Annotated in this window: 10 protein-coding genes and 1 pseudogene; 7 read left to right on the top strand and 4 right to left on the bottom strand. The window is 63.1% G+C overall.

Features of this window, described 5'->3' with window-relative positions; translation table 11 throughout:
• The first annotated feature begins 138 nt into the window (after nucleotides 1-138).
• The 3 genes from AC0L2K_RS07755 (at nucleotide 139) to AC0L2K_RS07745 (ending at nucleotide 1,691) form a co-directional block, all read left to right on the top strand.
• Nucleotides 139-558 (top strand): GFA family protein, encoded by a 420-nt coding sequence (locus AC0L2K_RS07755; protein WP_473531032.1) that lies wholly within the window; start codon nucleotides 139-141, stop codon nucleotides 556-558.
• 93 nt (nucleotides 559-651) lie between these two features.
• Nucleotides 652-1,011 carry a diacylglycerol kinase gene (locus AC0L2K_RS07750; protein ID WP_091593617.1) on the top strand — a complete coding sequence of 120 codons (360 nt, stop codon included), beginning with the start codon at nucleotides 652-654 and terminating at the stop codon, nucleotides 1,009-1,011.
• Nucleotides 1,012-1,109: 98 nt separating this feature from the next.
• The gene (locus AC0L2K_RS07745) at nucleotides 1,110-1,691 is read left to right on the top strand and encodes a hemerythrin domain-containing protein (protein WP_287173985.1); all 582 of its coding nucleotides are present in this window, start codon (nucleotides 1,110-1,112) and stop codon (nucleotides 1,689-1,691) included.
• Nucleotides 1,692-1,694: 3 nt separating this feature from the next.
• Here AC0L2K_RS07745 and AC0L2K_RS07740 read toward each other — a convergent pair whose 3' ends face one another.
• Nucleotides 1,695-2,282 (bottom strand): DedA family protein, encoded by a 588-nt coding sequence (locus tag AC0L2K_RS07740; RefSeq protein WP_473531031.1) that lies wholly within the window; start codon nucleotides 2,280-2,282, stop codon nucleotides 1,695-1,697.
• A complete protein-coding gene (locus AC0L2K_RS07735; protein WP_128169008.1) occupies nucleotides 2,279-2,842 on the bottom strand; it encodes a DUF1003 domain-containing protein in 564 nt (187 codons plus the stop codon). Before AC0L2K_RS07735 ends, AC0L2K_RS07740 begins: the two co-directional genes overlap by 4 nt.
• A gap of 89 nt (nucleotides 2,843-2,931) precedes the next feature.
• Here AC0L2K_RS07735 and AC0L2K_RS07730 point away from each other — a divergent pair, with 89 nt between their 5' ends.
• The 4 genes and pseudogenes from AC0L2K_RS07730 to gltX all read left to right on the top strand — a co-directional run bounded on the left by AC0L2K_RS07730 (nucleotide 2,932) and on the right by gltX (nucleotide 9,436).
• Nucleotides 2,932-3,645, top strand: coding sequence for a DNA-3-methyladenine glycosylase I (locus tag AC0L2K_RS07730; protein WP_473531030.1), 714 nt, complete (start codon nucleotides 2,932-2,934; stop codon nucleotides 3,643-3,645).
• Nucleotides 3,646-3,790: 145 nt separating this feature from the next.
• Nucleotides 3,791-5,536 carry an NAD+ synthase gene (locus AC0L2K_RS07725; RefSeq protein WP_473523130.1) on the top strand — a complete coding sequence of 582 codons (1,746 nt, stop codon included), beginning with the start codon at nucleotides 3,791-3,793 and terminating at the stop codon, nucleotides 5,534-5,536.
• Nucleotides 5,537-6,058: 522 nt separating this feature from the next.
• Nucleotides 6,059-7,866 (top strand): annotated as a pseudogene (locus AC0L2K_RS07720) (ABC transporter ATP-binding protein).
• 196 nt (nucleotides 7,867-8,062) lie between these two features.
• Nucleotides 8,063-9,436: a glutamate--tRNA ligase gene (gene gltX / locus AC0L2K_RS07715; protein WP_023801111.1), complete on the top strand. Its 1,374-nt coding sequence runs from the start codon at nucleotides 8,063-8,065 to the stop codon at nucleotides 9,434-9,436.
• Here gltX and AC0L2K_RS07710 read toward each other — a convergent pair.
• A complete protein-coding gene (locus AC0L2K_RS07710) occupies nucleotides 9,354-10,508 on the bottom strand; it encodes a DUF2865 domain-containing protein (RefSeq protein ID WP_023801112.1) in 1,155 nt (384 codons plus the stop codon). The two genes, gltX and AC0L2K_RS07710, sit on opposite strands and share 83 nt — an antisense overlap.
• Nucleotides 10,509-10,834: 326 nt before the next feature.
• The gene (locus AC0L2K_RS07705) at nucleotides 10,835-13,177 is read right to left on the bottom strand and encodes an NADP-dependent malic enzyme (RefSeq protein WP_473523132.1); all 2,343 of its coding nucleotides are present in this window, start codon (nucleotides 13,175-13,177) and stop codon (nucleotides 10,835-10,837) included.
• Nucleotides 13,178-13,242 lie beyond the last annotated feature (65 nt).

The following is a 13,242-nucleotide window of genomic DNA, read 5'->3' as shown; positions in this document are numbered from 1 at the left end:
GCGCGGCCTGCCGCTTTCTCCAAACCGTGCTGTGCGGAACACGCCCGTCGAATGTCGCATTCGCTTGAGCACGGCCGCTGCAAAACTGGAATCCTGGCAAGGGACGCCGAGGATCACGGCTGCGTCGGGAGGCCCGAGATGGACAACACACATAGCGGCTCTTGCCTGTGCGGGGCTGTGCGGTTCAAGACGCGAGGGGCCTTGCGCGGCGTCATCTACTGCCACTGCTCGCAATGCCGGAAGCAGAGCGGGCATTTCTACGCTGCAACCAATGTTGCCAACGCAGACATCACGATTATGGGCGCGGAAAGCATCACCTGGTACCAAGCATCGTCGTTTGCCAGGCGCGGTTTCTGCAAGACATGCGGCTCGTTGCTGTTCTGGAAGCCGCAGGATGATGAATATGTTTCGGTTCTCGCCGGACTGTTCGACAAGCCCACCGGACTTCAGGGCCAATGCCACATATTCGTCGGCGACAAGGGCGACTACTACATGATCGACGATGGGCTGCCGCAGTTCGAAAAGTCGACGCCGTCGATCAAGGTCGCCGATGAGTGACAAGCTCGCCGGCAAATGATTTTGCAGCGATCGCCTTATTCCCTTGATCCGGCCATTGCGCTATCCCCTGCCGGTGATTCGGAAAGGTTTGGCATGCAGCGGCTGATCGATGCTTTCTACAATTCAGTGCGGGCATTTCGCAAATTGGCTTCCAGCGAAAAAGCTTTCCAGCAGGAGCTGATGCTGCTCGTGCTGGCGCTGCCGCTCGGCTGGTTTGTTTCGGTGTCGTGGCGCGGCTATGCGCTGCTGATCGGCGCGGTGCTGCTGCTGATCATGGTCGAAGTGCTGAACACCGGCATCGAGGCCGCATGCGATGCGTTCAGCCGGGAGTTCAACGTCGATATCCAGCTCGCCAAGGACTGCGGTTCGCTGGCGGTGCTGATTTCGGTGGTGATCGTTGCCGGCGTCTGGGGCATCGCCATCATCGAGCGAATCATGGGGCTACCGATCTAGCCATCAAACCCCTACATGCCGGTCACCACAACCTGATCCCATGATCTGTTCCGAAACCCGGTATCCACTTTCCGGGATCATGGTCTGAGGAGACCGACATGGCCGCCGATTCCCTGCTGCTCGAACGCGCAGGCCTGCCGGACGATTTGCGCTGGCTGGCTGAAAAATACCCGCGCGAGGTCTGGGAGGGCCACGCCAATATCCATGGCATCGCCACTATGTGGCTGCAGCGGCACGACATGTTCCGCGAGCTCGGCGGCATGCTGACCAACGGCACTGACGACTATCGCGAGGGCCGGCTGACGGCGCCGGAGTTCGCGCGCTGGTTCGCGCCGCGGCTCAATCATTTTCTTGGGCACCTCGACGGCCACCATAATGTCGAGGATATCCATTATTTTCCGGTCTTCGCCAAGGCCGAGACCCGGCTGAAGCGCGGCTTCGAGATTCTCGATGCCGATCATCATACGATCCATGAAGGGCTGGAGCGCAATGCCGAGGCGGCAAACGCTTTCATCCGCACGCTAAGCGAGAGCGAGGACAAGCAGCGCTTTGCCGCCGATGCCTATGCCGACGAGAACAGCCGGCTGATCGCCATGCTGACCCGGCATCTTGCCGACGAGGAAGACCTGATCATCCCGCTGATCCTTGATCGCGGCGACCGGGCGCTCGGCATCGACTGATCCTCACGTCTCCTTGCTGCGCTCCTTCTTGGCAATGGTGTGAGCGATGAACCAGGCGAGGATCGCTGCTGCCAGGCCAATCGCCAGGGCGATCAACAATCGCTCGTGACGGACCAACGCCTGGCCGACGATGCGCTCCGCGCCCAGCCCGAGCACATAGCCGATGGTGGTGAACAATCCGGCCCAGACCATCGATGAAATGGCGTTGAGAATGACAAAGCGCGTCACGGCCATGCCGGACAATCCGGCCGCGATGCCGCCGACAAGGCGCAGGCCATAGATAAAGCGGTTCGTCAGCACGAAAATGTCGGGATGGGTGGAGACAAGACGATAGGCGTGGCTGAAACCCGGGCGGCCCTTCAGTTTGACCACGAATGGATGGTCGGCGAAGCTTCGTCCGAGGATAAAGAAACAGCTGTCGCCGGCAAAGGCGCCGATGGCGGCCGCCAGGAACGCCTGCCACAGGACGAAAACATGCTGATGCGCGAAAAAACCGCCGAGGAGGGCGGCACTTTCGCCCTCGGCGACACAGCCTAGGAAGACGGCAATCAGCCCATATTGCTCGATGAGATTGTGGATGGCATCCGTCATGAAGGCGTCCGCTGCTTCGACAGTATCTCGTCGATCCGCTTCACCTGTTCGGCCAGCTGCGCGATCTCGTCGCGCATGCCAACGATCTGGCTGTGGCGCAGTTCGTCCAGCTTCTCATGCAGCGCCATGATCTCGATCTCGGCCTTGAGATTGACCTCGTAGTCGTGGGCGGCGTCGATGCGGTCGCGCTCGGCCTGGCGGTTCTGCGCCATCATGATCACCGGCGCCTGCAGCGCAGCGACCATCGACAGGATAAGGTTGAGGAAGATGAAGGGATAGGGATCGAAGGCGTCGCGCGACAAAAGCCAGGCATTGCCTGACGTCCACAGGATCAGGAAGGCGATGAAGACCAGGATGAAGGACCACGAACCGCCGATCCGGGCGATGGTATCGGCGAGGCGGTCGCCAAACGTCTGGTGAAAAGCGACGGCCTTGTTGGTGTCCTTCGCGATCGTGGTGCGTTCGAGCGTGCTTTGCAGCACCTGGCTCTCGACCTGGCTTAGGCCATCCGGCCTTCGCCGCAGCCAGCGGTTTGCCAGATCTTCGATCGTCTTGTTCATTGTCGCCTCCGTCGTCAGCGTCCGCATAGACCTAGAGGCTGCCGGTTCGCGCGGGAAGTGGTAGATTGACGCGACAGGGTGAGGAAACAATGATGGATTTTCAGAAAATCCGCGCCCGCGCGGCCAGACGCAAGGGCGGGGAATCGGTGCTGGCATCGCTGCTGGGGCCGATGCCCGACAATGCCGCGGTGGCTGACATTTCCGATGACCGCATCCTGTCGACGATGGCCGAGCGTGTTTTCGCCGCCGGTTTCGTCTGGCGCGTCATCGAGCAGAAATGGCCGGGTTTCGAACAAGCGTTTCTCGGCTTCGAGCCGAAGCGGCTGTTGTTCCAGCCTGACGATTTCTGGCACGAGCTGACGGCCGACGAGCGCATCGTGCGCAATCCGCAGAAGATCAAGGCGGTTCGCGACAACGCGGCTTTCGTCGAGCTTGTGTCGAAGGAGCACGGCGGCTTTGGCAGGTTCCTCGCCGACTGGCCAGAAGACGACCAGGTTGGACTGATGGCCTATCTCGGCAAGCATGGCAGCCGGCTCGGCGGCAATACCGGCCAGTATTTTTTGAGGTGGCTGGAGTGGGACGCCTTCATCATCTCAGGCGACATGGCGGCCGCACTGCGCGACGCCGGCCTGGACATCGCCGAACACCCGACCTCGAAGCGCGATCTCGACAAGATCCAGAACCAGATCAATGCCTGGGCGGCGGACACCGGGCTGCCGCGCCGGCATATTTCGCGCATCCTGGCGATGTCGATCGGCGAAAACCATTCGCCGCAGGCATTGCGCGAATATATGGGCGAATAGGACGCGATCGGTATCCGGCGGTCCGATCGGTCTTACGAATGACATGTGTCATACGGTCTGACACGAATGACCTAGGTCATTCGGTCTGGGGTGGTCCAAGCAAACGCCATTGCCCGGCCAATTCTGTCGCGCTAAGTCAGCAGGCATGACCGACAAGACCGCTTCCGACATATTGCGCATCGCCGTCGCCCAGCTCAATCCAACGGTTGGCGATGTCGCCGGCAATCTCGCCAAGGCGCGCGAGGCGAGGGCGGATGCCGCTCGCCAGGGCGCAGACATCGTGCTGTTCACCGAGCTTTTCCTTGCTGGGTATCCGCCCGAAGACCTGGTGCTGAAACCGGCGTTCCTGAAGGCCTGCGAGCGGGCGGCGCAGGATTTCGCTGGCGACACTGCCGATGGCGGGCCGGGCGTCATCATCGGCACGCCGCTGAAGCGCAAGAGCGGCACGCACAATTCGATCATCTTTGCCGATGGCGGCAAGATCCTTGCCGAGCGCTACAAGCTCGATCTGCCGAACTACGGCGAATTCGATGAGAAGCGCGTCTTCCAGGCCGGCCCTGAAATCCAGGGGCCGGTCAATTTCCGCGGCGTGCGCCTGGGGATCCCGATCTGCGAAGATATTTGGGGCGATGTCGGCGTCTGCGAGACGCTGGCCGAAAGCGGTGCTGAAATCCTGCTGGTGCCGAACGGCTCGCCCTATTATCGCGGCAAGGTCGATGTTCGCCACCAGATTGTCATCCGCCAGGTCATCGAATGCGGATTGCCGATCATCTATGCCAACCAGCTTGGCGGCCAGGACGAGCTGATCTTCGACGGCGCGTCGTTTGCCATCGGCGCCGACAAGACGCTGGCCTTCCAGATGAGCCAGTTCGAGGAAACGGTCAACGTCACCACCTGGAAACGCAACCGCGCCGCCGCAGGCGCGCAAAATAGAAATAACGCCGCCGCAGGCGCGCAACTTGGAAATGGTCCTGATGGCTGGGTCTGCTCCGAAGGACCGATGTCGAAAATCCCGGAAAAGGAGGAGGCCGATTACCGCGCCTGCATGCTGGGCCTGCGCGACTACGTCAACAAGAACGGTTTCAGGAATGTCGTGCTCGGGCTTTCCGGCGGCATCGATTCGGCGATCTGCGCCGCACTTGCCGTCGATGCGCTCGGCGAGGAGCGGCTGCGCGCCGTGATGATGCCCTACCGCTACACTTCTAAGGACTCGCTCAAAGACGCCGAGGATTGCGCCCGCGCGCTCGGCTGCCGTTACGACATCGTGCCGATCTTCGAGCCGGTCGAGGGATTCCTGCATACGCTGACGCAGCTTTTCGAGGGAACAAAGGAAGGCATCACCGAAGAAAACCTGCAGAGCCGCGCGCGCGGCACCATTTTGATGGCGATCTCCAACAAGTTCGGCTCGATGGTGGTCACCACCGGCAACAAGAGCGAGATGTCGGTCGGCTACGCCACGCTCTACGGCGACATGAATGGCGGCTTCAACCCGATAAAAGACCTCTACAAGATGCAGGTCTATGCGCTGGCGCGCTGGCGCAATACGCATGTGCCGCCGGGTGCGCTGGGCCCATCCGGCGAGGTGATCCCGAACAACATCATCGACAAGGCGCCGTCGGCGGAACTGCGCGAGAACCAGACGGATCAGGATTCGCTGCCGCCCTATCCGGTGCTGGACGACATATTGGAGTGTCTGGTCGAGAACGAGATGGGTGTCGACGAAATCGTCACCCGCGGCCACGACCGGGCAACGGTGACGCGCATCGAGCACCTGCTCTACATTGCCGAATACAAGCGCCGGCAGGCAGCGCCGGGCGTGAAGATCACCAAAAAGAATTTCGGCCGCGACCGCCGTTATCCCATCACCAACCGGTTCAGGGACGGCGGCTAGATCGCCGTTTTTTGCTCCTGTGAAAATGGCTGCCGCGAGGAAGTGCACAACCCGCGATTGTTGCAAAATCGCCTCACCAGTTGGACCAGATGCGCTTTCGGCAACCTGCTGGCTTGGCGCGGCGTAGACGCGTCTCTATAACGGCGTCTCCGCGATCCCTACGCATCGGCCTGAAAATCGGAATCGATTTTCAGAAAGCACGATGCGCAGATTCAAGAAGTTAGAGCGTACTTCGTGCGTCCGAATGGACGCACGTCGCTCTAATGGGAGGACCGAATGCCAGGATTTGACATCGTTATGCGAGGCCGCGAAGCCTAGGTCTCAGAGGGCGCGCCGGAAGGTTTTTCAGCTTCACGGCCAGGCAATCTGACAGCAGGCATTCGTCGATGCCGGTCGCCGCCCGTATTCGGGCGAGCCGCCAATATGCCGAACCTCCCGCATTCCTGGGCACTAATTCGCCCAACGCGGTTTTCTCAACTTCGACCTTACCGGGACCGGGCTCGTTTGCGCCCGAATGACATCATGGCTCGTTTTCAGATCGATTTGCGCGCCGGCGCCTTTCGCAGCGTCCTTGGCTTCACGCTCAGTCATTGGCGGCGCCAGCCGTGGCGGCTTTCGCTCATCATGGGCACATTTTCCTGCTGTCGACCTTGGCCGACGTGCTGACGCCGCTCTATTCCGGCCGGCTGGTCGACGCCGTCGCCAGCAGTGCTGCGGCCGACGATGTCGCCTGGGACGCGGCGATGGCGGCCTTTTCGATGCTGGTGGCGCTGGCGCTCACCGGTGTCGTGCTGCGCAACCTCGCCTTCATGGCCATCGTCGAATTGACCCTGAAGATGGTGGCGGATATCGCCGCCGACGCCTTCCACCGGGTCCAGCGTTTCTCCACCGACTGGCACGCCAACAGCTTCGCCGGATCGACCGTGCGCAAGATAACCCGTGGCATGTGGGCGCTCGACCTGCTCAACGACACGATCCTGATCGCGCTGCTGCCGTCCGTCGTCATGCTCGTCGGCTCGACGCTGCTGCTCGGCTGGTTCTGGCCGCTGATGGGTGCTGTCGTCGCCGCAGGCTCGGTGCTGTTCATCGCGGTGACGGCGCTGCTGTCGCTTGGCTATGTCGCGCCCGCGGCAAGGCTTGCCAATGCTTGGGACACGCGCCTTGGCGGCTCTCTGGCCGATGCGGTGAGCTGCAACGCCGTGGTCAAGGGCTTTGGCGCCGAGGAACGCGAGGAAACACGCCTCGCCAAGATCGTCGCCAGATGGCGCGCCCGCACGCGCCGCACCTGGGTGCGCGGCACCATCAACGGCACCACGCAAGGATCGATGCTGCTGCTTCTGCGAACAGCGGTGATCGGATTTTCGCTGCTTTTGTGGGCGTGGGGGCAGGCGAGCGCCGGCGATGTCACCTTCGTGCTGACCTCGTTCTTCGTGCTGCAAGGCTATCTGCGCGATATCGGCACGCACATCCGCAATTTGCAGCGCTCGATCAACGACATGGAGGAACTGGTCGACTTCCAGTTCGAGCCGCTCGGCATCGAGGATGTGCCCGGCGCCAGGCCGATCCGCATCACCGACGGCCGCATCAGCTTCGACAACGTCACCTTCCATTATGGCAGCCACCGACTGCCGCTGTATCGCGACTTTTCGGTGGACATCGCGCCGGGCGAGCGCGTCGGGCTGGTCGGCCATTCGGGTTCGGGCAAGACGACCTTCGTCAAGCTGATCCAGCGGCTTTACGACGTGAACGCGGGAACGATCCTGATCGACGGCCAGGATATTTCCGGGGTGGCGCAGGCGTCGCTGCGCGGGCAGATCGCTATCGTCCAGCAGGAGCCGATCCTGTTCCACCGGTCGCTGGCCGAAAACATCGCCTATGCCCGGCCGAGCGCGACGCAGGCCGAGATTGAGCGTGCCGCACGGCTGGCAAGCGCGCACGACTTCATCATCGATCTGCCGAAAGGCTATGGCACGCTGGTCGGCGAGCGCGGCGTGAAACTATCGGGCGGCGAGCGCCAGCGGGTGGCGATCGCGAGGGCTTTCCTCGCCGATGCGCGGATCCTCATTCTGGACGAGGCGACGTCGAGCCTCGATTCGGAATCGGAGGTGCTGATCCAGCAGGCGATGGAGCGGTTGATGGTCGGCCGCACGACGCTGGTCATCGCGCACCGGCTTTCGACGGTGCGAGCGCTTGACAGGCTTCTGGTGTTCGATCGCGGCCGCATCGTCGAGGAGGGCTCGCATGATCAGCTGATCCGGCTGCAAGGCGGCATCTACCGCCGGCTGTTCGAGCGCCAGGCGCTCGAATTGACCAAGGGGCTGGCGATCTGACGACTTGCAGCGCCGCGCGCGTCCAACAACTTTGAATCTGCGCATCGTGCTTTCCGAAGATCGGTTCCGATTTCGGGCCGATGCGCTAAACGCGCGGCGCTGCCGCCTTTTCATCGCCTTCGTCATGTCTTATGTCTGCGGCCAAGCGCGGGGGGCGTGTCTTGTCAACAGCAAAACCATCCGGTACGCCCCATTCATGACAGTTACCGTCCGTTTCGCCCCATCACCCACCGGCCGCATTCATATCGGCAATGCGCGCACTGCGCTGTTCAACTGGCTGTTCGCCATGAACAACAAGGGCCGCTTCATCCAGCGCTTCGACGACACCGACGTCGCACGCTCGACGCAGGAATTCTCCGACGCCATCCTCTACGACCTGCATTGGCTTGGCATCTTTCCCGACGCCACGGAATACCAGTCACGGCGCTTCGAGATCTACGATGCGGCGGTGGAGAAATTAAAGGCGGCGCGCCTTCTCTATGCCTGCTACGAAACACCGGAAGAGCTTGATCTCAGGCGCAAGGTGCGCCGCACACGCGGCCTGCCGCCGGTCTACGGCCGCGAGGCGCTGACGCTGACGGCCGAGCAGGTCGCCGAATACCAAGCCGATGGCCGCCGGCCGCATTGGCGCTTTCTGCTGCCCAATTTCACCAGCGATCCGCTGCAGCCGGAGCGCACCGAAATCCACTGGAACGATCTGGTGCGCGGCGAGGAAACCGTCGACCTAGCCTCGCTTTCCGACCCGGTTCTCATGCGCGAGGACGGCACCTATCTCTATACTCTGCCTTCGGTGGTCGACGACATCGAGATGGGGATCAGCCATGTCATCCGCGGCGACGACCACGTCACCAATACCGGCGTGCAGTTGGCCTTGTTCCAGGCGCTGGGTGCCGAGCCGCCGGTGTTCGGCCACCACAATCTGTTGACCACCGCATCGGGCGAGGGCCTGTCGAAGCGGAGCGGCGGGCTGTCCATCGAAAGCCTGCGCGAGACCGGCATCGAGCCGATGGCGGTCGCCTCGCTGGCGGTGCTCGTCGGCACCTCGGAAAACGTCGCCGCCGTGCAGACGATGGCTGAGCTTGCCGAGCGATTCGATCCGGCGGCGACATCGAAATCCCCGGCCAAATTCGATCCGGACGAGCTTTTCGTACTCAATCGCACGCTGCTGCACCATATGCCGTTTTCCGAGGCGCGCGACCGGCTGATCGTGCTCGGCATTTCCGGCGAACAGGCGGAGCCGTTCTGGCTGGCGGTGCGCGGCAATCTCGACAGGTTGGCCGACGCCGCAATCTGGTGGCGCACACTTCGCGACGGCCCGCAGGAGCAGCCGGACTTTTCCGACCCCGACCGCGAGTTCCTTCGCCAGGCGTTCGACCTTTTGCCGGAAGACCCCTGGAACGGGTCGGTCTGGAACGAGTGGACCGGCAGGATCAGGGAAGCAACCGGCCGCAAGGGCAAAGCGCTGTTCACGCCGCTCAGGCTGGCGCTTACGGGCCAGCCCTCGGGACCCGAGCTTGCAGATCTGTTGCCGCTGCTGGGTCGGGAAGGAACGTTGGCCCGACGACCCTGACCTTGCGCTGTTCCGGCGGCGGCAAGGTCGTCGGCGAGGGTTTTGCGGCACGGGGCTCGATGGCTTCGAGCCGGCCTTCGCCATTGGCCAAACTCGCGGGGTCGGCGGGGTCAGGCTGTTCCGGGCCTGGCGGGTTGCCGGCAATGATCTCGAAATTTCGCGCGGCGTTGCAGCCGCAGGCCGGCGGACGCGCGGGCTGCTTGTAGAGATAGGCGGTCGGCAGCTCGCTGTAGGGCCTGCCGGTTACCGAAGACGTCATGCCGCCCGAGTCGTCGCCAAAGCCGCGCGCATAAAACACCTGCATCTCGGTGCCGGGGCAACTCGAATCGCAGTTCTTCTGGTCGCGCTCGAAATCGCCCAGCGAGGCGGCGTTCGACATCGGGAAGAAATAGCCGTCGCAGGTGCGCACGCACATGGTGCGGAATTCGCCGTGCGGCTGGCCCATGTCGTCGCCATTATCGAGCATAGTGCGGATGTCGCGCGGACCCATGGCTTGATCGGGCTCTTCAGGCCGGTCGGACGCGCCGGGTCCAATTGCGTCGCTGCCCAAAAGCTGGTCGAGCAAGTTTTTCTCGCCGGTTCCACGGCTGGCGTCGCGGCCCGGTGCCGGCTTTGGCGGCGCCGCATCATCGCGGCAGCCATTGGCGTCGAGCGAAGCCAATATGCGTGCGCGATTGCGGTGCGAGCCGTCGCCGGCGAGTTCAGCGCGCGTGGCTTGCAAGCCGTCGAGATTGGCTGCCATGCGATCGATGGTGGCGTCGAGTGTGGCGCATGCGTTGGCGTTGCGGCGCGACAGCGAAAAGCCGCAGCCGGCGCGGCTGGATTGGCTGACGGCCTTTGAAATCTGCTGGCGCTGCCGCACGATTGCATCGTCATATTTCCTGAGCAGGGCTGGCTTGGTGCCGCCACCGCGCGAAGCGGCCGCGAGATCGGCTTCCAGCTGCCGGCAAACACCGGAGGCGGCCTGCAGTTCGGTGGCGGCAAAGGCTGATAGCGCCAGGGCACCGAGCAGCGCTGCGGCACGCGTCAGTTTTAGCGGTTTCTCGCCCCGGGCGTTGGTGCTGCCCCTCACCTGCCTGCCGGCATCCTCTCCCCGTATAGGGACGGGGAGAGGGGCGCTTTTGTCACCGGTTTCGCTAATCACCAGCGTCGCAGTAAGGAAGCCGAGACTGCGGCCAGCCCCCTTCTCCCCGTTACTATACGGGGAGAAGTACCCGGTCCACCCTCCGCAGCTGCAGCGCAGCTGCTGCGGAGGACGGGCAGGGCGATGAGGGGCGGCGCCGCCTTTGACAGTTGATGCGGCGGCATGCGTCAGCTTCCACCTCGCGCCCATCCGGAACTCCGCTTGCCTCGTCGGTTGCGAAGGTTACCGCGTCTGCGGTTAACTGTTCATTTAGCTTACCGCGAAAGGCCGGTTTCGCCCAGACTTACGACCGCCTGCGCCTTGTGGGCCGCTTCGACCACCGCGAGCGCCGTCATGTTGACGACGCCGCGTGACGTCACCGACGGCGTCAATATATGCGCCGGCCTGTCGGTGCCGAGCAGGATCGGGCCGACATGCAGCGCGTCCATCATCGCGCGCAGCGCAGTGAGCGTGATGTTGGCCGAATCGAGATTGGGGAAGACCAGCAGATTGGCTTCGCCCTTCAGCCGCGAATGCGGATAGACGCGCTGGCGCAGCGGCTCCGACAGAGCCGAGTCGGCATGCATCTCGCCGTCGCATTGCAGGTCCGGCGCGATGCGCGCCAGGATCGCCGCTGCCTGCCGCATCTTGAGCGCGCTTGGCGAATCGCGCGAGCCGAAATCCGAATGCGACAGCAGGGCGGCCTTGGGCTCGATGCCGAAGCGCTGGATTTCCTCGGCCGCCAGCACCGTCATCTCGGCGATCTCCTCGGCGGTCGGATCGACGGTGACATGGGTGTCGGTGAGGAAAATGATGCCGCGCTGCGAGATCAGCATCGAAAGCGTCGACAGGTCGTGATCCTTGATGCCGGCGCGCGGGCCGATGATCAGGGTGACATTGCGCAAATGCCGCTCGAACCGTCCTTCCAGGCCGCAGACCATGGCGTCGGCGTCGCCACGCTTGAGGGCAAGTGCGGCGATCACCGTGTTGTCGGTGCGCACCATGGTGCGCGCGGCCTCCGTCGTCACGCCACGCCGGCCGGCGAGCTCGATCAAAAGGTCGACATAGTGGCGATAACGCGGATCGTCCTCGGGATTGATCAGGCCGAAATCGACGCCCGGCTTGATGCGCAGCCCGTAGCGTTTCAGCCTGACTTCGATGACATGCGGACGGCCGATCAGGATCGGCTCGGCGATGCCTTCCTCCAGCACTACCTGGGCGGCGCGCAGCACGCGCTCGTCCTCGCCGTCGGCATAGATGACGCGCTTGGCGCTCGACGTCTTGGCCATCGTGAACACCGGCTTCATGACCAGGCCGGAGCGGAAGACGAAGCGGTTGAGCGTGTCGATATAGGCGGCAAAATCGGTGATCGGCCGTGTCGCGACGCCGGTGTCGCAGGCTGCCCTGGCCACCGCCGGCGCGATGCGCAGGATCAGCCTGGGATCGAACGGCGAGGGGATCAGGAAATCGGGCCCGAAGATCGGCGTTTCGCCGGAATAGGCGCGGGCGGCGACGTCAGACGGTTCCTCGCGGGCAAGGGCTGCGATCGCCCGCACCGCAGCCATCTTCATCTCTTCGTTGATGGCGCTGGCGCCGCAGTCCAGGGCGCCGCGGAAAATGTAAGGAAAACAAAGCACGTTGTTGACCTGGTTGGGAAAATCGGAACGGCCGGTGCAGATCATGGCGTCTGGTCGCGCCGCCCGCGCCGCTTCCGGCATTATCTCGGGGTTGGGGTTGGCCAAGGCCAGGATCAGCGGTTTTGGCGCCATGTGCTGGAGCAATTCCGGTTTCAGCACGCCGGCGGCCGAAAGGCCCAGGAACACGTCGGCGCCCGGCAGCACATCGGCCAGCGTGCGCGCCTCGGTGTCCTTCACATAGGGGTCCTTCCAGCGGTCCATTTCGTCGACGCGGCCCTTGTAGGCGACGCCGAAACGGTCGGTGACCCAGATGTTTTCGATGCGCGCGCCGAGCAAAACCAGCAAGTTGAGGCAGGCGAGGGCCGCTGCCCCGGCGCCGGAGGTGACGATCTTGATGTCGGAGATCGTCTTGCCGGCAAATTCCAGCCCGTTGAGCACGGCGGCGGCGACGATGATCGCGGTGCCGTGCTGGTCGTCGTGGAAGACCGGTATGGCCATGCGCGCCTTCAGCCGTTCCTCGACCTCAAAGCATTCGGGCGCCTTGATGTCCTCGAGGTTGATGCCGCCGAAGGTCGGCTCCAGCGCCGAGATCGTCTCGACCATCCGCTCGATGTCAGGCGCGTCGATCTCGATGTCGAAGACGTCGATGCCGGCGAATTTCTTGAACAGCACCGCCTTGCCTTCCATCACCGGCTTGGAGGCCAGCGGGCCGATATTGCCAAGGCCGAGCACCGCCGTACCATTGGAGACGACGCCAACCAGATTGGCCCGCGCCGTGTAGTCGGCGGCGGCTGCCGGATTGTCGCGGATTTCCAGACAGGGCGCCGCGACGCCCGGCGAATAGGCAAGCGCCAGATCGCGCTGGTTGCCGAGCGGCTTTGTCGCCTGGATTTCCAGCTTTCCAGGGCGTGGATGCTTGTGGAAATAGAGTGCGGCTTCGTCGAGGTCCGACCGGGCTGCTTTTTTGTTTTCGCCTTGCATGCCGGCCGCTCCTCAGTCCAGTCCGTTTGCTGTTTTGAGTCTCTTAGCATGCAGCCGAGGCTTTT

The organism is Mesorhizobium sp. WSM4817, from assembly GCF_055811135.1.
Note: the sequence above shows the minus strand (reverse complement) of the source record. Positions and strands in the feature narration are given on the sequence as shown.